This is a genomic window from Anoxybacillus dikiliensis, assembly GCF_050613275.1.
Taxonomy (GTDB): Bacteria; Bacillota; Bacilli; order Bacillales; family Anoxybacillaceae; genus Anoxybacillus.
The window spans coordinates 2,350,820-2,373,113 of record NZ_CP187112.1; the positions used below are offsets into that span (position 1 = coordinate 2,350,820).

Below are 22,294 nucleotides of genomic sequence, written 5' to 3' on the forward strand. Positions count from 1 at the left end.
AATAAAAAAACCTCCACGATCGTGAAGGTTTAAAACATCCGATATCCTTTTTTACGCAATGTTTGAATGACAATACCTGAAACGATTGCGCCTACAATGCCGCTACTTAAAATGATTAAATCGGCACTCGCTAACGACCCTATTCGCTCTTTCACGTGAGCAAAGGAAGCGGATGGATTTGTCACATAGTCCATTATAGAAATTTGATCAATCCACAATAATAAAACGAACGGGCTTAATATCGCCATCGTCCACGTCGTTCGTAAAATCATATTTAATAAAAAACCAATACCAAAAAATAAAACAAAAAACAATAAAATAGAAATAAATAAAACAGGAATGCTCATTTCCATACGTTTTCACCTCCAATACACCATTTTAAGTGTACTGAAAGCGAAAACATGAGTCAATTATTGCTTCATTGCCATTTCATCTTTTTCTACTCCTGTTCCTTCACAATAGTGACATGTTTCCGATCCCCCGACCGCAACATGAACATAACCGTTTCCCGCACAATATTGGCACGTTGTTTTATTCATAACCCTCTCCCCTTTTTTCTTAATTTTCAGATAATTATACATAAAAATATATCATTTGTAAAGAAAAAACGAGCGAAAAGTCGCTTCGCTCGTTTTTATAATAGCTTGAATTTTCCTTTTTTCGCAACAAGTGTTGGACCACCAATTAAGTAAAGGGCACGGTTGTCAATTACTTTTTTCATGACACTTGCTTTTGCCCCCCAAATTTTCTTGCCAAATACGACACCGATCGCATCATCGTGTCCAAGCGAACATACTGTTCCTTTTAGGTCCGGTTTAAACGGTTGTAATTCCCCTTGACCACGAATTAATACAGCTAAGTTTTTCGCACAAACTTCCCCTTGTTGCATTGCAATTTGCGCTGTTGGCGGATATGGACGGTTTGTTTCTTCGTTAATAATTAACGCACAGTCTCCAACAACAAACACATCTTCATGTCCTGGGGCACGTAAGAACGGATCGACTTTCACACGACCGCGCATCGCTTCAAATCCTGATTCATCAATGACGCGACTTCCGCGTACTCCAGCCGCCCATACAACTGTTCCCGCTTTAATTTCTTCTACTTGATCGTCTTTGCTAACGATAATGCCTTCTGGTGTACATTCTTTAATCGCTGTACCAATTTTAAATTCAACACCTTTTTTCTCAAGAACATTTACCGCATATTCAACAAGTTCTGGGTCAAAACCAGGCAGAACTGTAGGCGCTGCCTCTACACAGATGATGCGCACTTTATTTGGATCAACGTCATATTCACGACAAAGTTCTGGCACGCGGTTTACAAGCTCACCTAAAAACTCGATACCTGTAAATCCCGCGCCACCAACGACAATCGTCAAACGCTCATCACGTTTTTCTTCTTCTGTGCTATATGTCGCAAATTGGTATTCAATATGCTCGCGAATTTGACGTGCAGCGTTGACGTTTGCAATCGAGAAAGCATATTCCTTTAAGCCTTTAATGCCAAACGTTTCAGATTCAAATCCAAGAGCAACAACTAAATAATCATACGTTAACGGCTCATGATTTTGAAGCAACACTTGTTTTTGTTCGAGGTTGATTTTTTCAACCGTATCTTGAATAAATTTTACTTTACTTTGATCGATGACATCTGCAATCGCATAGCGAACGCGCTCGTGGTGCAACGTTCCTGCAGCTGCTTCATGCAACCATGTTGATTCATAATGGTAATCATGTTTGTTGACAAGCGTAATGCTTGCCTCATTGACGCCAATCATCTTTTGTAAACGCGTCACTGTCATTAATCCACCATAACCTGCACCTAATACAACAACATTTGGCTTTTTCAAGCGAATCACTTCCACCTTTTCTTATTTTTTTTTTAGCTTGTGCTTGTTGAACGATTTTTATCGTTTAAAAAGTTTGTGAATTTATTCACGAAATAGACCAAAAAAATACAACGTTTTGTAACAAAGTTGTCATTTCTACGTTAACATCTTATTCTTTTTTTCTCTCTTTTTCAAGAGTTATTTGTTCAATTTTTGGCCATAATTTTTGTCGAGTTCATGTCGAAATTTTCAAAACAACAAAAGCGTTCAACCATTTTTTATGGTATGATAATACGTGAGAATTTACGTTTTAGGAGGAATGAACGTGAAAGAAGATCAAAAACTGTACGATATTACTGTAATCGGTGGGGGACCTGTTGGTTTGTTTACGGCGTTTTACGGAGGAATGCGACAAGCAACGGTGAAAATTATCGAGAGTTTACCGCAGCTTGGTGGACAACTTTCTGCACTTTACCCAGAAAAATACATATATGATGTAGCGGGATTTCCAAAAATTCGCGCCCAACAACTGATTGACAATTTAAAAGAGCAAATGAGTAAATTTCGTCCAACCATTTGTTTAGAACAGTCTGTTGAAAAGTTAGAAAAATTGGAAGATGGTACATTTAAACTAACAACAAATAAGGAAATCCATTATTCCAAAGCGGTTATTATTACTGCAGGAAACGGCGCATTCCAACCTCGTCGATTAGAACTCGAAAGCGCAGTACAGTACGAAGGGAAGAACTTACATTACTTCGTTGATGATTTAAATAAATTTGCTGGTCAACATGTACTTGTATGCGGTGGGGGCGACTCTGCCGTCGACTGGGCGCTTATGCTTGAGCCGATTGCTAAAAAAGTGACGATTGTTCATCGACGCGATAAATTCCGCGCCCATGAACATAGCGTTGAAAACTTAATGAACTCGTCTGTCGATGTCAAAACACCGTTCGTTCCTGTCGAATTAATTGGAGATGAAAACGGTATCAAACAAGTCGTTTTAGAAGAAGTAAAAACGAAGGCGCGCGAAATTATTGATGTCGATGCCGTTATCGTCAACTATGGCTTCATTTCTTCGCTCGGCCCAATTAAAGAGTGGGGATTAGAAATCGAGAAAAACTCTATTAAAGTAAACTCGAAAATGGAAACAAACATTCCTGGTGTGTATGCAGCCGGTGACATTTGCACATATGAAGGAAAAGTCAAGTTAATCGCTTGCGGATTCGGTGAAGCGCCAACAGCGGTCAACAACGCAAAATCATATATCGATCCAAGCGCAAAAGTGCAACCCCTTCATTCTACATCAATGTTTGAATAAGAAAAAGGCCTCCACAACGGGGGCCTTTTAACATTCCTCTGGTGTACCAGCATGTGTCGCTGTCCGGAACGATGAACCACATCCGCACGAAGCAATGGCATTCGGGTTATGAATCGTAAATCCGCCACCCATCGCTCCTTGTTCGTAATCAATCGTCGTTCCTTTTAATACAAGCGCACTTTCTTTATCGACTAGTATACGCAAACCGTCTTGTTCAAACTCATGATCCTCTTCACGCTTCTGATGATCAAACCCCATCGCATAAGATAATCCGCTGCATCCTCCACCATAAACACCAACACGAAAATAAACGTTTTCTTCCCCGCTTTCTTTCATCATCTGTTTCACTTGCTCCGCTGCTTTTTCTGTGAGTACAACAATTTGTTCCATTGAACTTCACTCCTTTTTAATAATAGTATACACCTGTGCAAATCGTTTCTGCAGCACCGCGCATCAACACATCACCATTTTCTTTCCAGGTGATATACAAATCTCCACCAGCTAAATGAACAACCGTTTCTTCATTTCGCTTCGTTTTTCCATTTAGCACCGACGCTACAACCGCTGCACATGCTCCGGTGCCACACGCTTCGGTTACTCCTGATCCTCGCTCCCATACGCGAAAATGAAGCTCACGTTCATTCACCACTTCTACAAACTCGACATTTATTCCCTCTGGGAAGCGCTCATCTTTTTCTACGGTCGGTCCAAGCGTCGTTACTGGTGCCTCCTCAATACGATCAACATAAAATACCGCATGAGGATTCCCCATCGATACACCTGTCATATAATACGTATGCCCTGCAAAATCAATTCGTTCGTTAATAACTACATCGTTTTCTTTTCCGACCATCGGTATTTCTCCACGAGATAACCGAGGTTTGCCCATATTGATCTCCACACTATTGACTTTTCCGCCTTCTACAAAAACGCGAGCTTGAACAAGGCCTGATAACGTTTCAATCATAAACTGTTCCTCTTGAACGATGCCATGCTCATATACATATTTCGCTACGCATCTCAACCCGTTGCCACAATTTTTCCCTTCCGATCCATCGCTATTAAAAATACGCATTTTCACCGGTGCCACATCGGACGGGCAAATTAAAATGAGTCCATCTGATCCGATCCCTGTATGTACATTTGCCACTCGCTTTGCAATATACGATAATTCCTCTTCTGCTAAACGCTCTTTAAACATATTGACATAAATATAGCTATTCCCTAATCCATGCATTTTCGTGAACGAAAAACTTCTCATACTGTCCCTCCGCATACATGTTTAATAACACTATACATCGTTGCCATAAACGTGACAACTTTTTTACAAATATATAAAAAGTCACAGGCAATCGGAGAAACATATAGTATAATATAACTATCAATCATACAAGGCAGGGAACATAATGGATATTTTATATGATCGTACCGTCACATGTCTTGTCTGTAAACAAACATATACAACGAAAAAAATCCGTTCGCGTTTCATTCGTCCCATCCGGCACGACACTGACTTTTGCTCATATTATGCGAGCGAAGAAGCGAATCCGCTTTTGTATTATGTACACGTTTGTCCACATTGCGGATTTGCGGCAACAGAAGAATTTTCAACGTATTTTCCACCACAAACGCTTGAGGCAATCCAACAAAACATTTGCGCCAATTGGCGTGGGAAAAATTACAGTGGGGCTCGTACATTGGCTGAGGCCATTGATACATACAAGCTCGGCATTTATTCCGCGACATTGAAAAAAGAAAAACATATTACGCTCGCTGGACTTTATATGCGTCTTGCTTGGTTATATCGTTCAAACCAAAAAAGCGAAGAAGAACGGCGATTCATGCGATTAGCGCTCGAGCAATATATCGCTTCTTATGAAGCAGATGATTTTGTTCACACACATATGTCCGAAGTGCGCTTATTGTATTTAATCGGGGAATTGTATCGTAGGCTAGGAAAAGAAAAACAAGCGATCATTTATTTTTCGCGCGTGATCGCTAGAAAAAAAGAAACGATTGAAAAAGGAATTGTCAATATGGCTTACGACCGTTGGCAAGAAATTCGTGAAGAAAAAAAGGGGGCACAATAGCCCCCTAAAACATTGGATTTTCTTCAATATATTCATACACTCGCTCAACGAGCTGCTCTGCAGTTTCTGCTGTGACAATATCCCCATTTACCATCGCAAATAACATATTGGCACATTTTCCACAGTATCCCAAACATCCGTATTCAATAATGTCCAAATTCGGATCTTTTTCAAGTTGCTCTAGCGCACTTTGTGAACCGTTTGCTAAATTACTTATACAAAATTCAACGATCGGTTTCAACAATGTATTCACCTCAATCTTAATATTATAACACTTTCACTAAAAATGATGTAATATTGACATAAGAAAAACATCTTAATTATTCATGTTTCTCGAAAAAATGTTGTTATTTTGTCACAATTTCGCTATACTTTTAGTGGTCGAATTTTATCAAAAGGGGAAAGCTTCCATGAGAAACCTCGTGCTACTTGGCGGCGGATACGGAAATATGCGCATCTTACTCCGCATCCTTCCGAATTTACCAGAACATATCCATATTACATTAATTGATCGTGTTCCATACCATTGTTTAAAAACAGAATATTATGCTTTAGCTGCTGGGACAATTAGTGACCAGCACATTCGTGTCCCATTCCCAGAACATCCTCGCCTATCTTACGTTTTTGGTGAGGTCAAAAAAATTGATTTACATCATGAAGTTGTTCATCTGCAAGACGGAACGTGTATTCCGTATGATGACTTAGTCATCGGATTAGGTTGCGAAGATAAATATCACGGTGTACCGGGTGCAGACATTTTTACTTATAGCATTCAAACAATTGATAAAGCAAGAGAAACGTATCAAAAACTAAGCAATCTCCCACCACATAGCATCGTCGGTGTCGTCGGTGCCGGACTAAGCGGTGTAGAATTGGCAAGCGAATTAGTTGAAAGTCGTCCAGATTTACACGTTAAACTGTTTGACCGCGGCACACGCATTTTATCTATGTTTCCAGAACGGCTAAGCCATTATGTAGAGCAATGGTTTCATTCGCATGGTGTGGAGCTCATTCGTCAATCAAACATTACAAAAGTTGAGGAACATACGTTGTATAATCACGATGAAGCAATCCATTGCGACGCGATTGTATGGACTGCCGGCATTCAACCGAATCGTGTCGTCCGCGAACTCGATGTGGAAAAAGACAGTCAAGGACGTGTCATATTAACACCTCGACATCATATTCCAAATATAGAAAATGTATATGTTGTTGGAGATTGCGCAAGCTTACCGCACGCTCCGAGCGCCCAACTTGCCGAAGGACAAGCAGAACAAATTGCTCAAGTATTACAAAAAAGATGGAAAGACGAAGAACCACCAAGCGAATTTCCGCCAATTAAGTTAAAAGGTATTTTAGGATCATTAGGAAAGAAACATGGGTTTGGCCTCGTGGCCGATCGCCCACTAACCGGACGGGTTCCGCGCCTACTAAAATCAGGCGTCTTATGGATGTACAAGTACCATAACGGATATTAATTGCCTACATTTTTCGTATAAACATATGCTGTTTTTTGTTTGACACTATGGTATGATAAGCATAGCATAACAAAATAATGATCTTCTCATGCCGAAAACACCTTAGACTTTATTAAGGTGTTTTCTTTATACACATAACCAGTAGAAAGGAGGGAAAAATGTTGGAAGCGGTTCTCCAGCAAGTTCTCACAAAGTTAAACGAACTTCAAGCAGAAATAAACAACATGAAACAAACAGTGGCCACAAAACAAGATCTCGAAAACATGGCCACAAAAGAAGACCTCAAAGCCATGGCTACAAAGCAAGACTTGAAAATGATCCAACAAGCTGTACTTGAAACGAATGAAATCGTCAAAAATATTGAAGCAAATCAGAAAAGACAAGAGCGTATTTTAGATGTACTTTCTAAACGTTCAATTGAACATGAAGCACAAATTACTGATTTGCGTTGTGTAAAATGAATGAGGGCGAGTTACTTCGCCCTTTTTTCAATCGCTTCATAAATGTTTTTTAATTTCGGATTTCCTTCGTCAACAATTTCCCCATCAATGACAACGACAGGATAAAATAAGTCTTCGTCAATTACCTTTTGTGCCAATTGACGTTTTCCTTCATCTTCTGGTGGATGAAAAATATCAACATACACAAATGTAAATGAATCGTTCGGATATTTGCGTGAAATAGCGGCTTGAAGCCATTCATACGTATCCTTTGATGATGGTGCACCGACGCAAGAAGCACAAATCATATCCGCCCCATATACACATATTTCAATCATATTTATTCTCTCCCCTGGAAAAAAGTTAAGTAACGTTAATAGATTTTTTTCATCATGATGATTATAATAAAATTAGTGAAAGGAGTCGATGAAAATGGCAGATCAAGATATTAAACAACAAGTGCAAGAAGTATTAGATAAACTTCGTCCATTTTTACTTCGCGATGGCGGAGATTGTGAATTAGTCGATGTAGAAGACGGAGTTGTTAAACTTCGCCTTCTCGGTGCGTGCGGAAGTTGCCCAAGCTCAACGATTACATTAAAAGCTGGTATTGAGCGCGCATTACTTGAAGAAGTTCCTGGCGTTGTTGAAGTTGAACAAGTGTTTTAAGGAAAAAGGGGTGTACAAAAAATGCACCCCTTTTTCCATGAAGAAAATCATTTATTTCTCTAACGCCATTTTATATACACAACTCCCCTTTGTTTCTACTGACATCATCCGAACATCACAATGCGGAAATGTTACTACAAGCGCATCATATACTTCTTTCCCTCTCCCTTGTTCAGCAAAGCAAAGGACAGTCGGACCAGCACCGCTTAGTGCTACCCCAAATGCACCATTCTGTTTCGCTACTGTACGCACATGTGACAATTCAGGTACGAGACATTCACGATATGGTTGATGAAATAAGTCGGCATCCATCATCTCACCAACGAGCGGCCAATGGTTTGTAAGCAATGCCGCCACAAGCACGTTACTAATTGCGCTTGCTTCGACTGCTTGCTCGCGCGTAAATGCGCTTGGAAGAACAGTGCGGGACTTTTTCGTTTCCAATTCATATGTCGGAATGACGGCAATCAAATCAACTGGAATGGAAGGAATGTGTACAATATGTGTACGGTCTTTCAAATGACTTCCAATGACTACTCCCCCATATAAAGAAGCACCGACATTGTCAGGATGACCTTCATATACGCTAGCTACACGCATTTTTTCCTCTTGTGACAAATCAAGACGTCCGAGCTCATTTACTAACTCAATGGCTGCTACAATCGCCGCTGCACTACTACCTAACCCTCTCGTAAATGGGATATTACTTGATACAAACACGCGACACGGGGGCAACGCCACACCATACTGACGAGCTAGTTCATTTGCTACTTGATAAATTAAATTGCTTTCGCCTGTTGGAATACTTTTCACTTCACTTGTTTTCGGGACGAATTCCCACATTTCGTCACGGATAACTTGTAAAGTTAAATGCAACGATACAGCCAATCCGATCGAATCAAAGCCCGGTCCAAGGTTAGCTGTGCTTCCCGGTACGACAATTTTTAACATCTCCCCATCATTCATTGAAGAACAGCTCCTTGAATGTGCGCAAACACCGCTTCTTCGTCATTTGGCAAGACGATCGGTTGAATATTCGTTGCGTCCATCGCTACATTTGGATCTTTCAATCCATTTCCAGTCAACACTGCAACGATTCGGCTCCCTTTTGCAATTTCTCCGCTCTCGACTTGTTTCATTACACCAGCAATCGACGCACATGAGGCAGGTTCTGCAAAAATTCCTTCTTCTCTTGCAAGTAAACGGTACGCATCTAAAATTTGGGCATCTGTCACTTCATCAATTTTTCCTCCCGATTCGTTAGCAGCTTGAACAGCATACTCCCAGCTCGCTGGGTTACCGATTCGAATTGCTGTCGCAATCGTTTCTGGATTTTCAATCACTTCGTTACGAACAATTGCTGCCGCTCCTTCTGCTTCAAACCCTCGCATTTGCGGCAATGCTGTTCCATGCTTTTCATGAAATTGTTTAAACCCTTTCCAATATGCTGTAATATTTCCTGCATTTCCGACTGGAATGGCGAGAATATCAGGGGCTTGCCCGAGTTGCTCACAAATTTCAAACGCTGCTGTTTTTTGCCCTTCAATACGATACGGATTGACCGAATTGACAAGCGTGACCGGAGCCATTTCGCTTAAACGACGCACCATTTTTAATGCGTGATCGAAATTTCCTTGAATCGCAACAATTTCTGCCCCATACATAACCGCTTGCGCCAACTTTCCGAGCGCAATTTTCCCGTCAGGAATGACGATAATGCAGCGCATATTTGCCCGTGCAGCATACGCAGCCGCAGCGGCAGACGTGTTGCCTGTCGAAGCGCAAATAATTGTATCGCTTCCTTCTTCTTTTGCCTTAGCAACAGCCATGACCATCCCACGATCTTTAAAAGATCCTGTTGGGTTTGCTCCCTCTGTTTTGACGTATAATTCTACACCGAGTCTTTCCGACAAATGAATGAGCGGAATGAGAGGCGTATTCCCCTCATTTAATGATAACATCGGTGTTTTATCTGTCACCGGCAAATAGTCACGATAATGATGTAACAATCCCCTCCACATTACAACGCACCTTCCCCTTCTACCCGATACGAACTTTTCACTTCTTCCACAACTTCTAAATCGCGCAACTGTTGCAACACATCACGGTAATCTTTTAAAGATGCTTGATGCGTAACGAGAACAATTTCTGCCAAGTCTTTTTGTTTTAAAGGTAATTGTAAAATTTTCTCGAAACTTACTCCACGCTCTGAAAAAAGTGATGTAATTTTCGCAAACGCTCCAACTTGGTCCTTTACATGAATGCGTAAGAAATATTTCGAGTATATTTCGCTATCGTCTTTTAACTGCTTATCGTATTGTGGGGTAACTGCGCTTCTCCCATTTACCCCAAGGCGCATATTTTTCATTACAGCAACTAAGTCCGACACAACGGATGTTGCTGTCGGTAAGCTTCCTGCCCCCGGACCGTAAAACATCGTCTCTCCAACCGCTTCTCCGTAAACGTAAACGGCATTATACTCATCATTGACAGACGCAAGTGGATGTGTTTCTGGCAACAATGTCGGTTGCACACTCACTTCTACTTTCTCTCCATCTCGATGGGCGATACCAATTAATTTCATCGTATAACCGAGTCGTTTGCTGTAATTTAAATCTTCTTCCGTAATTCCGGTAATCCCTTTGACATATACATCTTGCAAATCAATGTTCATCGAAAAACCAAGACGGGCTAAAATTGCCATTTTTCTTGCTGCATCTAATCCTTCTACATCTGATGTCGGATCCGCCTCAGCATAACCGAGTGCCTGCGCTTCTGCTAATACTTCTTCATATCTTCTATTAAATTTACTCATTTTTGTTAAAATATAGTTTGTTGTCCCGTTTACAATGCCCATCATTTTTGTAATTCGATCGGAAGCTAATCCGTCTACAAGACTGCGTAAAATCGGAATTCCTCCTGCGACACTTGCTTCATAAAACAAATCGCAACCGTGCTCAGATGCAACAGCGAGCAACTCTGTTCCATATAGCGCCATTAAATCTTTATTTGCTGTCACAACATGTTTTCCGTTCTTTAATGCCTGTAATATATATCGTCGCGTTTCTTCAATGCCTCCCATGACTTCAATGACAACATCGATGTCTGGGTCATGAATGACTTCTTCTACGTTTGTCGTTAATACTGCCTCTGGCAAAACGACATCTCTTTTTTTATCGCGATCACGCACAGCAACTTTTTTTATTTCAACAGGGCAACCAATTTGGTGCATTAATTTATCTTGATGGTTTTTAATAATTTTCACAACTCCACTGCCAACCGTTCCTAATCCTAATAATCCAACTGATACGCTTTTTACCATCTTCCCCACCTCTTGTTTTTCTGTAATGAACATTTGTTTTTGTATAGTAGACATTATAGAGGATCTCCATTTCTTTTACAATCCTTATTTTCATTATCGTACCATATGAAAACGTTTTATGTTTAAAAATTTTCTAAAAAAATAAAAAAAAAGAGCCTATCCGCTCTGCACAGGTGTATAAGGCTTCTTTCCTTCTAGCACAGCTATTACGTTGCGACAACATAGTTGCATCATCGCGTACCGCGTTTCTTTCGTCGCACTCCCGATATGCGGCAAAGCAACAACGTTCGGCAATTGTAATAGTGGATGGTTCGAACGAATTGGCTCTTGTGCAAATACATCTAACCCCGCACCAGCAATATGTCGGTTGATTAACGCATCATATAACGCTTCTTCGTCCACAACTGCCCCGCGTCCCGCGTTAATAAACATAGCTGATCGCTTCATTTTCATAAATGCTTCGCGGTTAAACAATCGATACGTTTCATTCGTTAACGGAGCTAAACAGACGACAAAGTCCGCTTGTTCAAGCAACTCATCAAACGAACAATACATCGCACCAAGTGTTCGTTCGGCTTCCATATTTCGTGAACGATTATAGTATAATACGCGCATATGAAATCCTTTTGCCCGATGCGCAACGGCTTGCCCGATTTTCCCCATACCGACAATCCCAATCGTTTTATGGTGAACATCCGTCCCTGCAAGTAAAAGCGGACTCCAACTTTTCCATTTTCCTTCTTTTATAAACTCGGCTGCTTCAATCACTCTTCTTGCCGTTACTAACAGGAGAGCAAATGTTAAATCCGCTGTCGTTTCTGTCAATACATCAGGTGTATTGCAAACAATGATCCCTCGTTTTGTCGCTGCCTCTACGTCAATATTGTCGTAACCGACGGCTACATTCGCAACGACGCGAAGCTTCGGACTTTGTTTCAATAACTCCTCATCAATGCGATCAGATAACATCGTAATTAATGCTTCTGCTCGGCTTGCTTCTTGAAGTAGCACATCGCGCGGAACAACAAGATGCTCATGCGGCCACATGTTCACATCATATTTGTCATATAACGGCGCAACGACATCATCTGGTAGTTTTCTTGTAATGAAAACATATGGTCTTCCCATATCCTCGACCCCTTTAGCACATTGTCATCCGCTTTATTGTATCATATTTATAGCCAATCAAGACGAGGAATCGAAACAGTAGTTATATCATGAAAATGACGAAGTTTTTGTTCATATACGTCAGTCTCTTCAAATACTTGTCGTAATTGTTGCTCATAGCGTTGTCGCATCTCACCTTCTGATCCATAGTAGTTTTCAATCGACTGAAAGTAATGAAGCGGAAATAATAATCGGGCATAAATCATTCGCCAAGAAAAACGGCTAAGCGATTGCACATGTTCGTACGTTTGTAAAAAACGCACAATCGTTTCATCTGATTGTTTCGTTAACCACTGCTTTCGAATCCATTCCGCAACATCGCGACTTGCGTGGTCAAACACCCAATCCGTTGGTATTTTCCCCATTTCCCATGTTTCGGAGGTAAATTGTTCATGACAAATTGTCGGCATATCGCTGCGCATCGGAACTTCATCTAATTGCGTATCCATCACATATTGAACGGCATTTTCAGCAACCCCTAAATAGTAAGGAAACGTTTCAACAAATTGTTCATCCACCTCATTTTTTTCAGAAGACCTCACTTGTAATTGCCAAAAATGTTCTAATTGATCAATCCGTTGTCCCCATAGTTCTCCCCATTTGCCAAATCGGCTTCGTGCGGAAACATCATACGGATATGTGCGACCACGCTGATGAAATAATGCGAGTTGTTGCGCGGTATCTCCTGTTTTCATTCGGTTTTCCATTTTCCATACACTCACTTGCTTTCCTTGTAACGTGCCAACAAAACGCCCTGTCCTCGTTGGAAGTAACGTGGCAATCGTTTCGTCACCTTGTGTTCGCATATACATCGCCATGTAATATAACTGCTGAATGTCGCCTTCTTTCTCATTCGTCGGCACCGCAATATATATGTCATTTCCGCTTCTAACGAGAAAGCGATCACCAATTTGTTCCATATGATCAACTCGAAAATAATAATCCATAAACATCCCTCCTTCCTTCATGTATATGTTTCAAAAATACGTATAAACTTCATAAGGGAGAGGAAATGAACGCACATTTCATAAAAAAGTCACATACATTGTAAAAAATAAAAAACGAAATAGGTGAAGTTGGATGGAGGCAAAGAAAATAGGAAAAATGGAACAAGTCGCACGACAATGGCTCGCTGATCGCGGAGTAACAATCGAACATATTGCTGAACTCGTTTATTATTTACAATCCAAATATCATCCAGACTTACAAATGGACGAATGTATTCATAACGTGAATCGCGTGATTGCTAAACGTGAAGTACAAAACGCACTATTTACGGGCATTCAGCTCGATATTTTAGCAGAGAAGGGGTTGCTACAAGAGCCTCTCCAATCATTTATCGCAAAAGACGAAGGATTATATGGGGTAGATGAAATTTTAGCTCTTTCGATCGTCAACGTATACGGTTCTATCGGTTTTACGAACTACGGATACATCGACAAACAAAAACCGGGCATTTTACATCAATTAAATGATAAATCATCCGGTCAATGCCACACATTTTTAGATGATATCGTTGGAGCGATCGCTGCTGCTGCTTCAAGCCGTTTAGCACATCGAGCTGCCCATGTCGAATAAATGTTAAAAGGTGCCTAATGAGGCACCTTTTATATGCGTTCTATCCATTCTTTTAACGAATCAACGACATACGTCGGTTGTCGGTCATACGTTTGCAACATTTCTTTCGTCGTCACTCCTGTATGAACGAGAAGTGTATCGATTCCTGCATTCATTCCGGCCATAATATCTGTATCGTAGTTATCGCCGATCATTAACGTTTCTTCTTTTGGAACACGAAGCACTTCAAGCGCTTGCTCCATAATAATTTTTTCTGGCTTACCGATAAAAATCGGCTTCGTTTGTGTCGATACCGCGACGACAGATGTAAGCGACCCGTTTCCCGGTAAAAGTCCGCGCTCCGTAGGAATCGCAATGTCCCCATTTGTCGAAATAAACATTGCCCCATTCCGGACAGCTAAACAAGCAACCGCCAATTTTTCGTAATTAATGCTACGATCAATCCCCATCACAACAACTTCCGCATCTTCATTTGCAAATGTAAATCCTTTTTCTTCAAGCGCACGTCGAATACCATCTTCTCCAATGACATAAACAGAAGCGTTCGGCTTCTTTTCATAAATGTAGTTTGCCGTTGCTTGACTTGTTGTAAATACTTGCTCTTTCGTTGCAGGGATACCAAATTTCCGCAACTTCTCTGCCACTTGTTCCGGCGTGCGAGAAGAATTGTTTGTTACAAATAAATACGGAATGCCTTTTTCATGAAGGTGGTGCACAAAAGCACACGCTTCTTCAATTCGTTCTGTTCCACGATACATCGTACCGTCTAAATCAATTAAATATCCTTTATATGTTTTCACTTTTGCCACTCCTTTTGACAACTTGCACGTTCAAACTTTAACGCAAAACAGCTGTACTTGTCAAAAAGAGCGCAACGAATGTCAACGATTGTTCATTTTTTTCGCTTAATATGGTAGCGACACGCATCATCACCGTCAGCTAAACACGTTTTCGGAACAATTTCAGCTTCATGAATAAGCGTCTCGAACAACTGTCGCTCACATTCACAAGCAATCGGATACGCTTGAGCTACTTCTGCAATCGGACAGTTATGTTCAACTAGCTCAAACGAACCATCATCATGTTGTACTAATTCGGACATATACCCATGCTCGTTTTGCACCGCAACAAGCTCTTTGATTTTTTCATCAAACGATTTATCGCCAAATTGTCGTTCATACAGCTTTTTCATCCGTTCTTGCCGATTTTGAAACAGCTCCGCTACAATTTGCTTCCCGCCCATCCGTTCTAAATCGGCTAAAAAATCGAGCATCGTTTGCTGATAGTGGCGCGGAAAACGTTGATGTCCTTTTACGCTTAATTGATACACATTTGTCGGCCTTCCCATCGGTTGACGAACAAGCGTCGATTCAACAAGTTCTTCGCGCTCTAACGCACTTAAATGACGGCGGACAGCCATTTCCGTAATTTGTAGTTGCTCCGCCATTTCACCGACTGTTAGTCGCTTTTGCACTTTTAGCATTTTTAAAATTTGCTCTTTCGTGGAAGAGGTTTTTTTTCGCATCACGTTTCACCCTCTTCCATTTTATACGATTTTCCCTATACACACAATTTTTAAACATTTTCATTTAAAAAAGCGGACACAGGCCCAAGTTCATGATGTAAATACGTGCGAATAGCAGCTGGGAAAGATTGAAGAACATGGCGATAGTTTTGCAATATGTTCAATAATTCGTCATGCGGTACGTCGATGTATTGTTGAACAAGCTTTTTACGAAAATGAATAATTTGCTTTAATGCCTCTCCATCTTCATCCGAAAGAACACGTTCATCGACTAGAATATCAATAATGTCTTCGTAACTTCCTGGATCGCGCATAATAAAGCCGTCAATCATCGCATTTCCAACGTCAATGATTGATTCAATAATAACATGTCCGATCCGTTCAAGCGCTAGCTTCTCTATTGGCGTATGAAACGATTGGTGTACATAGGAGACGACTTCCTCCATATATTTCAATGTTTTTTCGATTTTTTGACGATCAACAAAATACATCATTCATCTTCCTTTCTGTTTTTTATTTTATTGTAGCATAGCGCTTTCTTTTACACAGCTAACAGAAATTTGTTAAGATGAAGAAGCAACGACACACGATATGGAGGGATACAATATGGAACGTTTCTTTTTATATGACGATACAGTAGATACAAAAACTCGATTTGTTAGCTTCGCTGGCAAAAATGAACGGTTTGATTTAGCGATCGTCCAAACAGACCGCTTTTATGGCAAAGCACTTGTACTTGATTTACAAAGCAATCGATATGCGATTATCGGTTCAGATGACTTGCAACAACCTGGGTATATTGAACACATATATAACCTAAATGAAGAAGATGCAAACGAGTTGCGAAGCTTTTTACATGAAATCGTCGGTTAAGTGGTACGCTATGTAAAAAACGAAAGGAAGAATTCACATGACCGATGAAACGTATCACGATTTTTCAACTGTGGAAGCGATGAAAAATTTTCTCGTACCAGAAACGTTGCCCGAAGGTCCATACGGTTCCCCGCGTGGCGAACATGAACCCGTTCAAAATAAAAGTACCCCATGGCGAAAAGGGCAGCGATATTACAGCGCATTTAATTACGAGTATAAATCGCTTCATCAAAACATTCCGCGCCAAGAGCCAGGCGCACATCCCGTTCACGATGATCCGAACGAAAATAACCAACAACCATACTCATGAAAAATAGGTCAGGCGTCCTGACCTATTTTTTCACTTTACGTAACACAAAATAAGCGCAACCAAAATTGCAATATTCAAACAAATATTCGGATAATGTACTTATTTTCGTATCATATGTCGCTTTTTGGTTATGGTCATCAAAAAAGCCACGAAGGCGAAGCTGATTATATCCCCAATCGCCAACAATGTAATCATATTTATTTAAAATGTCCGTATAGCGCGCACGAAACGCTTCTTCGTTAAAGCCGTTGCGCACATTTTCTACAAGCTCATAACATGTATTATGAATACAAATCATATGTCCTCACCTCTTCTTTCCATTTCTATCATAAAACATGTCTTTCTCCCAAGCAATCACCATTATAACGCTTTGAATAAAACAAATAATAAAAAGGAAGGGGGGATTTGTTTTGCGGAATACATGGTTACTGACAGGCATTAGTACAATCGCTTTATTATCTGGGTGCGCAGGAATGAACGAATCCACATCTTTGTATGAAAAAAGCGGAACAACGATCAACGTTCGTTCACGAAACGATCTATATAACGAACACGGTGTCCGAAACGGAATGGATTCGAGATTAACGAATTTCGGTTACGTAAGACATCAAAAAAGCCCCATTCCGGGTGATACAACACAGTATGCGACCATACCTGTATTAAATCGCGAAAATGTCGCCGATTTAATTAGCAAACTGTGCACGCAACTTCCGAACGTTTACGATGTCGGGACGCTTGTCACAGACGATACAGTGTTTGTCGTTTACAAAACAGACAGTACAAATCGGTTTGAAACAGCCGATCAAGTGAAAAAAACAGCTATTTCTGTCGTGCCACGTTACTATCACGTATACGTTTCAGACAATCCGCGCATGTTTCAAGATATTGAACGATTCGGCCGTTTAGATGCAAATAGTCAAAATATCGATCAAGTGTTACAACAAACGATTAAAGAAATGCTCAAATCGCCACAAGGTAGGAAAGTGAGCAGTGGAGAAAATGAAAACGGTGTGCAACGCGAAGAAATGAACATGATGCAATAAGAAAAAAAGGATGTCCCGCTCAAACGAAGTGGGACATCCTTCATCATTCACTCCGCTGCCTTTGCCGATTGTACTTGCTCATCGGCATGATAGGAAGAGCGGACGAGCGGACCAGACTCACAATGACTAAATCCTTTCGCTAACGCAATTTCTTTTAACTCCATAAACTCATGAGGATGGTAATATTTCTCTACCTTTAAATGTTTTTTTGTCGGCTGTAAATATTGACCGATCGTTAAAATATTCACTCCGACTGCCCGTAAATCGTCCATCGCTTCTAAAATTTCTTCTTTTGTTTCACCAAGCCCGACCATTAAGCTTGATTTTGTTGGAATATCAGGCTGCATTTCTTTTGCGCGGCGCAAAAATTCAAGTGAACGTTCATACGTTGCGCGCGCACGAACGCGCGGAGTGAGGCGACGGACGGTTTCGATATTATGATTTAAAATGTCAGGACGAGCATCCATTAACGTTCGTAAGTTTTCATATACGCCTCCCATATCCGACGGCAATACTTCGATCGTCGTTAACGGATTTTTCCGGCGAATGGCACGCACTGTCTCCGCAAATACAGCTGCTCCACCATCTTTTAAATCGTCGCGAGCTACTGCGGTAACGACAACATGTTTTAAATTCATTAAACGAACGGATTCAGCCACACGCTCCGGCTCTTGCCAGTCTAACTCAGTAGGCAATCCTGTTTTGACGGCGCAAAAGCGGCAAGCGCGCGTACATACATCACCTAAAATCATAAACGTCGCTGTGCGACGAACGGCCCAACACTCATGAATATTTGGACAACGCGCTTCTTCGCACACCGTATGCAATTGTTTTTCGCGCATCATTTTTTTCAATCCTGTATAATGTTCATTTGTATTTAACTTTATTTTTAACCACTCTGGTTTGCGAAGGTGCTGTTCTTTTGTTGACATCATTTTCACGCTCCACTCGTTAATGTACATTACTCATTATACGAGTTATTGCCTTACAATACAAAACAGTTTGTTTTTCCAACATTTTTTATTTATGAAAACAGTCGATTACCTCAAACTAATGATATGAACTTCGGAGAAAGGAGCAAGAGTGCGTGAGAACATTATGGTGCATCATCTTCCTTCTTTTCATGCCGCTTCAATCATTTGTAGTTGCTGCACCAGATGATTTATATGACAAGCGAATGGAGCTTTATAAAAAAGCGGAAGCTATCTCATTTATTCCATGGTATTATTTTGCAGCAATCGATCAGTACGAACGGAGCATTCGGCAAGCGAGACGCGACTTACCGAAACCGACAGGAGTAATTGGCATTTACATTCCTCCAGAACGATGGTCAGGGCCGCTTAATTTCAATCAAGAAGATCAGAACCCATTCACAATTAGCCAATTCGGCGGAATGGGCATAGATGGAAATGGGGACGGTTTTGCAGATCGAACAAATGATGAGGACGTCCTATTTTCCTTCGCCCGTTTTCTACGGTCATACGGAACAGACCATACGCATATAAAAATGGCGCTATGGGATTATTATGAACGAAATAAAACTGTCGATATCATTTTAGGGAAAGTGAAGCTGTATAAACATTTCGGAACACTTCAGCTCGACCAATACGCTTTTCCCATTCCAAGACGATTTGAATATAGTTATCGCAGTACGTGGGGAGATGCACGCGGATGGGGCGGACGACGTATTCACGAAGGAACGGACATTTTTGCCCATTATGGTACCCCTGTTCGTTCCACATGTTATGGCATCGTTGAATTAAAAGGTTGGAACAAATACGGTGGTTGGCGCATCGGCATTCGCGACATCAATAATACGTACCATTATTTTGCACACTTAAACGGATTCGCCAACAATTTAGAAGAAGGATCCATTGTAGAACCCGGCATGCTCATCGGTTCAGTCGGAAGCTCTGGTTACGGACCACCTGGCACATCGGGTAAATTTCCACCGCATCTTCACTACGGCATGTATAAAGACAACGGCTATACAGAATGGTCGTTCGATCCATATCCTTATTTAAAACAATGGGAAAGACAAGAACGGATGAAAAAAAGATGAGGCATTTTGCCCCATCTTTTTTTATGACTGACGGCTTTTCTTCACTGCATGAGCAACGCTAGCGAGGAATCCGCCCCAAATGACGACCATACCGACAAGCATCATAATAAGTGCACTTGTTTGCATTAGCTTGAAACCTCCTTATCCGTCGGAACAGAAAGCGCTCCCTCTTTCCAACGTTTTACTGAAAGCACAAATCCGAGAACGATGACAAGCGCTGCGATCGTCCATCCGTATTTCACAACGAATAATGTATCGTATCCTCCATAATTTTCTTTCACGTTTGTTTTAATGCTATCAAACATCATATAGCCTAGTACAATCGGTGTGATCACAGAGAGCGAAACTTTCCACCACGCACCTACCATAATATCTGATACACTATTTGCATGTGTTTGGAGCGCATCCAGTTCTTTTAACACCCATGCGATAACAATCACTTCGATTAGACCGACAAGTGCAACACCAAAGTTATTAATAAAATAGTCGACAACATCTAAGAAATATAATCCACCGTTTGTCGCAAACACGAGCGCGATTAACGCCGCTAATCCGCCACCACCAAGAACGGCTTTCGTGCGAGAAATACCAAACTTTTCTTGAACTGCCGCTACATATGTTTCCGATATGGAAATGAGAGACGACAAACCAGCTAACGTTAGTGAAAGGAAAAATAACACGCCGAAAAATTCATTAAACGCTGGGAATTGGTTAATAATTTGCGGGAAGACAACAAACGCTAACCCGACGCCCCCTTTAACGACTTCGCTTACTGCTACACCTTGTTGATGGGCTAAGAAACCGAGGACGCTAAATACACCAATACCAGCTAACAATTCAAATCCTGAGTTCGCAAATCCTGTAATAAAGGCGTTATTTGTAATATCTGATTTTTTTGGTAAATAGCTTGAATACGTAATCATAATAGCAAATGCAATCGACAAGCTAAAGAAAATTTGACTGTATGCCGCAACCCATACTTTTCCGTTCATAATTTGATCCCAATTTGGCTTAAAAAATGCGTTCAATCCTTCAACTGCACCTTCTAGCGTAACCGCGCGAACGACGATAATAAAGAATAAAACAACGAGCGTTGGCAAGAAAATTTTATTGGCTAACTCAATTCCTTTACGAACCCCTTTATATAAAACAGCTAAGTTAATGACCCATACGAGAATAAGCGGAATAAGAACAGCTGGAACTATGCCTCCAAATGTGCCTGGCGTTTCTGCTAATTTTAAATACTCACCGAATAAAAAGTCTCCTGTATTTTCTCCCCATTTTGATGTGAAAGCAAAATACGTATAAGACATCGCCCATGCAATAACGACGGAATAATACGTTGAAATAACGAATGAAATAAGTACTTGCCACCAACCAATCCATTCTGTTCCTTTGCTTAAACGGGCGAATGTTAATGGTGCTGAACCGCGATACTTGTGTCCAAGCGTAAATTCCAATATAAGAATTGGAATACCTGCTGTTAATAATGCGAATAAATACGGGAAGAAAAATGCCCCTCCACCATTTTCATATGCAACAGCCGGAAACCTCCAAATGTTTCCCAATCCAATTGCCGAGCCAGCAGCTGCTAAAATAAAGCCAGCGCGTGTGCCCCATTGTTGACGACTCTCCATAATAAAATACCCTCCTCAGCCATTTTTTGATTTTTTCATATCGTTACGTAATGAAAAGATGTACACCTCCTCGTTCGATTATTTTAATTTTTCAGACTTTTTTGTTTCATTTTAGTTTTAAGTATATCAACGGACAAGCTTTTTGTCAAAATAATATTTTAAAAAATAAAATTTTCAGAATATTTTATTATTCAACTGGAATTTCAATTGACGTATTTCCTTCTCCACCTTGATTATAAAATTGCGGGACTTCCCCTTGAATAATTTGGATAGCGACAGGAATGTCGTTTTGAATCGTTGCCGTTTTTGTTGCAAATGGAATAATAATTTGCACGTTCACTTCAATATGAATTGCTATTTCTATTAAAGCATTATTTATGCCAAACGGACGTATATTTTTATTTACGTCCGAATGAACATCCCCAATGACGTAAAAACGAACCGGGATGCGCGGCCCTAAATTTCCTAACAATACGTTATTCGTTGCTTGTCCAAGCGGGATATAATAGACGATTCCTTGTTCTTTTTCCGTTTCAATTTGAACATCTGGAAACTCAAGTGCCGATAGTTTTCCTTCTGATGCCGCTTTTAAATTTCGTTGGACGCGATTTGTCGTTTTAGCTAATACACGATTCACAACCGTAGCATTAAAATCTATTGCGGAAATTTTCCCATGCTCATCTTTTTCAATTTTTATAAAGTTTTCAACTCGAAAGTCATCTTCAGCAATTTGTTGATTAATCGCATTATTGATCACTAAATTCGCTAGACGACGCGTTTCTTTTTCGGCGATCGCCATCAGCGTTGGTTCAATCCCTCTATTAATAAACCAAAGGCTCGCAACAGTCGAAATGATAAAAAAAACAAAGGTAATTAAAAAAATATAGCGGATGGGTAGCGGTTTTCTTCTTTTACGTAGTTGTTGATACAACAAAAATCCCCCCTCTC

The 22,294-nt window shown here is 40.6% G+C and carries 30 protein-coding genes; 10 read left to right on the forward strand and 20 right to left on the reverse strand.

Features of this window, described 5'->3' with window-relative positions:
* Positions 1 to 29: 29 nt before the first annotated feature.
* The 3 genes from ACPF7I_RS12380 to ACPF7I_RS12390 form a co-directional block, all read right to left on the reverse strand.
* The gene (locus ACPF7I_RS12380) at positions 30 to 353 is read right to left on the reverse strand and encodes a YuiB family protein (protein WP_009362225.1); all 324 of its coding nucleotides are present in this window, start codon (positions 351 to 353) and stop codon (positions 30 to 32) included.
* Between the two features lie 57 nt (positions 354 to 410).
* Positions 411 to 539, reverse strand: coding sequence for a YuiA family protein (locus ACPF7I_RS12385; protein WP_021093625.1), 129 nt, complete (start codon positions 537 to 539; stop codon positions 411 to 413).
* A 95-nt stretch (positions 540 to 634) separates the two neighbouring features.
* Positions 635 to 1,861, reverse strand: a complete 1,227-nt coding sequence (locus ACPF7I_RS12390) for an NAD(P)/FAD-dependent oxidoreductase (RefSeq protein WP_035020625.1) — start codon at positions 1,859 to 1,861, stop codon at positions 635 to 637.
* Between the two features lie 295 nt (positions 1,862 to 2,156).
* Here ACPF7I_RS12390 and ACPF7I_RS12395 point away from each other — a divergent pair, with 295 nt between their 5' ends.
* On the forward strand, positions 2,157 to 3,152 hold the full coding sequence (locus ACPF7I_RS12395) for an NAD(P)/FAD-dependent oxidoreductase (protein ID WP_430746091.1): 996 nt from the start codon (positions 2,157 to 2,159) through the stop codon (positions 3,150 to 3,152).
* A 27-nt stretch (positions 3,153 to 3,179) separates the two neighbouring features.
* On the opposite strand, the gene ACPF7I_RS12400 is transcribed toward ACPF7I_RS12395, so the two are convergent.
* Both ACPF7I_RS12400 and dapF read right to left on the reverse strand, forming a co-directional pair.
* The gene (locus ACPF7I_RS12400) at positions 3,180 to 3,542 is read right to left on the reverse strand and encodes a HesB/IscA family protein (protein ID WP_430746090.1); all 363 of its coding nucleotides are present in this window, start codon (positions 3,540 to 3,542) and stop codon (positions 3,180 to 3,182) included.
* A gap of 16 nt (positions 3,543 to 3,558) precedes the next feature.
* Positions 3,559 to 4,413, reverse strand: a complete 855-nt coding sequence (gene dapF, locus ACPF7I_RS12405) for a diaminopimelate epimerase (RefSeq protein WP_430746089.1) — start codon at positions 4,411 to 4,413, stop codon at positions 3,559 to 3,561.
* 145 nt (positions 4,414 to 4,558) lie between these two features.
* Here dapF and ACPF7I_RS12410 point away from each other — a divergent pair, with 145 nt between their 5' ends.
* A complete protein-coding gene (locus tag ACPF7I_RS12410) occupies positions 4,559 to 5,242 on the forward strand; it encodes a DUF2225 domain-containing protein (protein WP_430746088.1) in 684 nt (227 codons plus the stop codon).
* 4 nt (positions 5,243 to 5,246) lie between these two features.
* Here the strand turns inward: ACPF7I_RS12410 and ACPF7I_RS12415 are convergent, their stop codons facing one another.
* Positions 5,247 to 5,486, reverse strand: a complete 240-nt coding sequence (locus tag ACPF7I_RS12415; protein WP_430746087.1) for a YuzB family protein — start codon at positions 5,484 to 5,486, stop codon at positions 5,247 to 5,249.
* 166 nt (positions 5,487 to 5,652) lie between these two features.
* Here ACPF7I_RS12415 and ACPF7I_RS12420 point away from each other — a divergent pair, with 166 nt between their 5' ends.
* Complete coding sequence (locus tag ACPF7I_RS12420; RefSeq protein ID WP_430746086.1) at positions 5,653 to 6,720, forward strand: NAD(P)/FAD-dependent oxidoreductase; 1,068 nt, start codon at positions 5,653 to 5,655, stop codon at positions 6,718 to 6,720.
* A gap of 158 nt (positions 6,721 to 6,878) precedes the next feature.
* On the forward strand, positions 6,879 to 7,181 hold the full coding sequence (locus ACPF7I_RS12425; protein ID WP_430746085.1) for a hypothetical protein: 303 nt from the start codon (positions 6,879 to 6,881) through the stop codon (positions 7,179 to 7,181).
* A gap of 11 nt (positions 7,182 to 7,192) precedes the next feature.
* Here ACPF7I_RS12425 and ACPF7I_RS12430 read toward each other — a convergent pair whose 3' ends face one another.
* On the reverse strand, positions 7,193 to 7,498 hold the full coding sequence (locus ACPF7I_RS12430; RefSeq protein WP_430746084.1) for a YuzD family protein: 306 nt from the start codon (positions 7,496 to 7,498) through the stop codon (positions 7,193 to 7,195).
* 94 nt (positions 7,499 to 7,592) lie between these two features.
* On the opposite strand from ACPF7I_RS12430, the gene ACPF7I_RS12435 reads away from it, so the two are divergent.
* Positions 7,593 to 7,829, forward strand: coding sequence for a NifU family protein (locus ACPF7I_RS12435; protein ID WP_003398276.1), 237 nt, complete (start codon positions 7,593 to 7,595; stop codon positions 7,827 to 7,829).
* A gap of 51 nt (positions 7,830 to 7,880) precedes the next feature.
* On the opposite strand, the gene thrB is transcribed toward ACPF7I_RS12435, so the two are convergent.
* The 5 genes from thrB to yutH form a co-directional block, all read right to left on the reverse strand.
* Positions 7,881 to 8,795, reverse strand: a complete 915-nt coding sequence (gene thrB / locus ACPF7I_RS12440) for a homoserine kinase (protein ID WP_430746083.1) — start codon at positions 8,793 to 8,795, stop codon at positions 7,881 to 7,883.
* Positions 8,792 to 9,850, reverse strand: coding sequence for a threonine synthase (thrC, locus tag ACPF7I_RS12445; protein ID WP_430746082.1), 1,059 nt, complete (start codon positions 9,848 to 9,850; stop codon positions 8,792 to 8,794). The genes thrB and thrC overlap by 4 nt, the downstream gene beginning before the upstream one ends.
* On the reverse strand, positions 9,850 to 11,151 hold the full coding sequence (locus ACPF7I_RS12450; RefSeq protein ID WP_430746265.1) for a homoserine dehydrogenase: 1,302 nt from the start codon (positions 11,149 to 11,151) through the stop codon (positions 9,850 to 9,852). Before ACPF7I_RS12450 ends, thrC begins: the two co-directional genes overlap by 1 nt.
* Before the next feature lie 156 nt (positions 11,152 to 11,307).
* Entirely contained in the window at positions 11,308 to 12,279 is a 972-nt protein-coding gene (locus ACPF7I_RS12455) for a 2-hydroxyacid dehydrogenase (RefSeq protein ID WP_430746081.1), read from the reverse strand.
* A 47-nt stretch (positions 12,280 to 12,326) separates the two neighbouring features.
* Positions 12,327 to 13,265, reverse strand: coding sequence for a spore coat putative kinase YutH (gene yutH, locus ACPF7I_RS12460; protein ID WP_430746080.1), 939 nt, complete (start codon positions 13,263 to 13,265; stop codon positions 12,327 to 12,329).
* Between the two features lie 133 nt (positions 13,266 to 13,398).
* Between yutH and ACPF7I_RS12465 the strand changes: the two genes are divergently transcribed.
* Positions 13,399 to 13,896, forward strand: a complete 498-nt coding sequence (locus ACPF7I_RS12465; protein WP_430746079.1) for a phosphatidylglycerophosphatase A family protein — start codon at positions 13,399 to 13,401, stop codon at positions 13,894 to 13,896.
* A 29-nt stretch (positions 13,897 to 13,925) separates the two neighbouring features.
* Here the strand turns inward: ACPF7I_RS12465 and ACPF7I_RS12470 are convergent, their stop codons facing one another.
* From ACPF7I_RS12470 to ACPF7I_RS12480, 3 genes are all read right to left on the reverse strand, one after another.
* Positions 13,926 to 14,696: a TIGR01457 family HAD-type hydrolase gene (locus ACPF7I_RS12470; RefSeq protein ID WP_430746078.1), complete on the reverse strand. Its 771-nt coding sequence runs from the start codon at positions 14,694 to 14,696 to the stop codon at positions 13,926 to 13,928.
* A 92-nt stretch (positions 14,697 to 14,788) separates the two neighbouring features.
* A complete protein-coding gene (locus ACPF7I_RS12475; protein WP_430746264.1) occupies positions 14,789 to 15,421 on the reverse strand; it encodes a helix-turn-helix transcriptional regulator in 633 nt (210 codons plus the stop codon).
* Between the two features lie 50 nt (positions 15,422 to 15,471).
* On the reverse strand, positions 15,472 to 15,912 hold the full coding sequence (locus ACPF7I_RS12480; protein ID WP_430746263.1) for a DUF86 domain-containing protein: 441 nt from the start codon (positions 15,910 to 15,912) through the stop codon (positions 15,472 to 15,474).
* A 115-nt stretch (positions 15,913 to 16,027) separates the two neighbouring features.
* On the opposite strand from ACPF7I_RS12480, the gene ACPF7I_RS12485 reads away from it, so the two are divergent.
* The gene (locus ACPF7I_RS12485; protein ID WP_043964989.1) at positions 16,028 to 16,294 is read left to right on the forward strand and encodes a DUF3055 domain-containing protein; all 267 of its coding nucleotides are present in this window, start codon (positions 16,028 to 16,030) and stop codon (positions 16,292 to 16,294) included.
* 37 nt (positions 16,295 to 16,331) lie between these two features.
* The gene (locus tag ACPF7I_RS12490) at positions 16,332 to 16,604 is read left to right on the forward strand and encodes a cytosolic protein (RefSeq protein ID WP_430746077.1); all 273 of its coding nucleotides are present in this window, start codon (positions 16,332 to 16,334) and stop codon (positions 16,602 to 16,604) included.
* Between the two features lie 22 nt (positions 16,605 to 16,626).
* Here the strand turns inward: ACPF7I_RS12490 and ACPF7I_RS12495 are convergent, their stop codons facing one another.
* On the reverse strand, positions 16,627 to 16,902 hold the full coding sequence (locus ACPF7I_RS12495; RefSeq protein ID WP_003398297.1) for a YutD family protein: 276 nt from the start codon (positions 16,900 to 16,902) through the stop codon (positions 16,627 to 16,629).
* A 112-nt stretch (positions 16,903 to 17,014) separates the two neighbouring features.
* Between ACPF7I_RS12495 and ACPF7I_RS12500 the strand changes: the two genes are divergently transcribed.
* Positions 17,015 to 17,647: a YhcN/YlaJ family sporulation lipoprotein gene (locus ACPF7I_RS12500; RefSeq protein ID WP_085787845.1), complete on the forward strand. Its 633-nt coding sequence runs from the start codon at positions 17,015 to 17,017 to the stop codon at positions 17,645 to 17,647.
* A 47-nt stretch (positions 17,648 to 17,694) separates the two neighbouring features.
* Here the strand turns inward: ACPF7I_RS12500 and lipA are convergent, their stop codons facing one another.
* A complete protein-coding gene (gene lipA / locus ACPF7I_RS12505; protein WP_430746076.1) occupies positions 17,695 to 18,609 on the reverse strand; it encodes a lipoyl synthase in 915 nt (304 codons plus the stop codon).
* Positions 18,610 to 18,734: 125 nt separating this feature from the next.
* Here lipA and ACPF7I_RS12510 point away from each other — a divergent pair, with 125 nt between their 5' ends.
* A complete protein-coding gene (locus ACPF7I_RS12510; protein ID WP_430746075.1) occupies positions 18,735 to 19,709 on the forward strand; it encodes a M23 family metallopeptidase in 975 nt (324 codons plus the stop codon).
* A gap of 21 nt (positions 19,710 to 19,730) precedes the next feature.
* On the opposite strand, the gene ACPF7I_RS12515 is transcribed toward ACPF7I_RS12510, so the two are convergent.
* The 3 genes from ACPF7I_RS12515 to yunB form a co-directional block, all read right to left on the reverse strand.
* Positions 19,731 to 19,835 carry a methionine/alanine import family NSS transporter small subunit gene (locus tag ACPF7I_RS12515; protein ID WP_430746074.1) on the reverse strand — a complete coding sequence of 35 codons (105 nt, stop codon included), beginning with the start codon at positions 19,833 to 19,835 and terminating at the stop codon, positions 19,731 to 19,733.
* Positions 19,835 to 21,346: a sodium-dependent transporter gene (locus ACPF7I_RS12520; RefSeq protein WP_430746073.1), complete on the reverse strand. Its 1,512-nt coding sequence runs from the start codon at positions 21,344 to 21,346 to the stop codon at positions 19,835 to 19,837. Before ACPF7I_RS12520 ends, ACPF7I_RS12515 begins: the two co-directional genes overlap by 1 nt.
* 187 nt (positions 21,347 to 21,533) lie before the next feature.
* The gene (gene yunB / locus ACPF7I_RS12525; RefSeq protein ID WP_019417417.1) at positions 21,534 to 22,280 is read right to left on the reverse strand and encodes a sporulation protein YunB; all 747 of its coding nucleotides are present in this window, start codon (positions 22,278 to 22,280) and stop codon (positions 21,534 to 21,536) included.
* Positions 22,281 to 22,294: the final 14 nt, after the last annotated feature.

Bases quoted from the DNA above. Each gene is read 5' to 3' on its own strand.
- ACPF7I_RS12380 (WP_009362225.1), bottom strand. From the start codon at position 353: ATGGAAATGAGCATTCCTGTTTTATTTATTTCTATTTTATTGTTTTTT.
- ACPF7I_RS12385 (WP_021093625.1), bottom strand. From the start codon at position 539: ATGAATAAAACAACGTGCCAATATTGTGCGGGAAACGGTTATGTTCAT.
- ACPF7I_RS12400 (WP_430746090.1), bottom strand. From the start codon at position 3,542: ATGGAACAAATTGTTGTACTCACAGAAAAAGCAGCGGAGCAAGTGAAA.
- dapF (WP_430746089.1), bottom strand. From the start codon at position 4,413: ATGAGAAGTTTTTCGTTCACGAAAATGCATGGATTAGGGAATAGCTAT.
- ACPF7I_RS12410 (WP_430746088.1), top strand. From the start codon at position 4,559: ATGGATATTTTATATGATCGTACCGTCACATGTCTTGTCTGTAAACAA.
- ACPF7I_RS12420 (WP_430746086.1), top strand. From the start codon at position 5,653: ATGAGAAACCTCGTGCTACTTGGCGGCGGATACGGAAATATGCGCATC.
- ACPF7I_RS12425 (WP_430746085.1), top strand. From the start codon at position 6,879: ATGTTGGAAGCGGTTCTCCAGCAAGTTCTCACAAAGTTAAACGAACTT.
- ACPF7I_RS12430 (WP_430746084.1), bottom strand. From the start codon at position 7,498: ATGATTGAAATATGTGTATATGGGGCGGATATGATTTGTGCTTCTTGC.
- ACPF7I_RS12435 (WP_003398276.1), top strand. From the start codon at position 7,593: ATGGCAGATCAAGATATTAAACAACAAGTGCAAGAAGTATTAGATAAA.
- thrB (WP_430746083.1), bottom strand. From the start codon at position 8,795: ATGAATGATGGGGAGATGTTAAAAATTGTCGTACCGGGAAGCACAGCT.
- thrC (WP_430746082.1), bottom strand. From the start codon at position 9,850: ATGTGGAGGGGATTGTTACATCATTATCGTGACTATTTGCCGGTGACA.
- ACPF7I_RS12450 (WP_430746265.1), bottom strand. From the start codon at position 11,151: ATGGTAAAAAGCGTATCAGTTGGATTATTAGGATTAGGAACGGTTGGC.
- ACPF7I_RS12455 (WP_430746081.1), bottom strand. From the start codon at position 12,279: ATGGGAAGACCATATGTTTTCATTACAAGAAAACTACCAGATGATGTC.
- yutH (WP_430746080.1), bottom strand. From the start codon at position 13,265: ATGGATTATTATTTTCGAGTTGATCATATGGAACAAATTGGTGATCGC.
- ACPF7I_RS12465 (WP_430746079.1), top strand. From the start codon at position 13,399: ATGGAGGCAAAGAAAATAGGAAAAATGGAACAAGTCGCACGACAATGG.
- ACPF7I_RS12475 (WP_430746264.1), bottom strand. From the start codon at position 15,421: ATGCGAAAAAAAACCTCTTCCACGAAAGAGCAAATTTTAAAAATGCTA.
- ACPF7I_RS12480 (WP_430746263.1), bottom strand. From the start codon at position 15,912: ATGTATTTTGTTGATCGTCAAAAAATCGAAAAAACATTGAAATATATG.
- ACPF7I_RS12485 (WP_043964989.1), top strand. From the start codon at position 16,028: ATGGAACGTTTCTTTTTATATGACGATACAGTAGATACAAAAACTCGA.
- ACPF7I_RS12490 (WP_430746077.1), top strand. From the start codon at position 16,332: ATGACCGATGAAACGTATCACGATTTTTCAACTGTGGAAGCGATGAAA.
- ACPF7I_RS12495 (WP_003398297.1), bottom strand. From the start codon at position 16,902: ATGATTTGTATTCATAATACATGTTATGAGCTTGTAGAAAATGTGCGC.
- lipA (WP_430746076.1), bottom strand. From the start codon at position 18,609: ATGTACATTAACGAGTGGAGCGTGAAAATGATGTCAACAAAAGAACAG.
- ACPF7I_RS12515 (WP_430746074.1), bottom strand. From the start codon at position 19,835: ATGCAAACAAGTGCACTTATTATGATGCTTGTCGGTATGGTCGTCATT.
- ACPF7I_RS12520 (WP_430746073.1), bottom strand. From the start codon at position 21,346: ATGGAGAGTCGTCAACAATGGGGCACACGCGCTGGCTTTATTTTAGCA.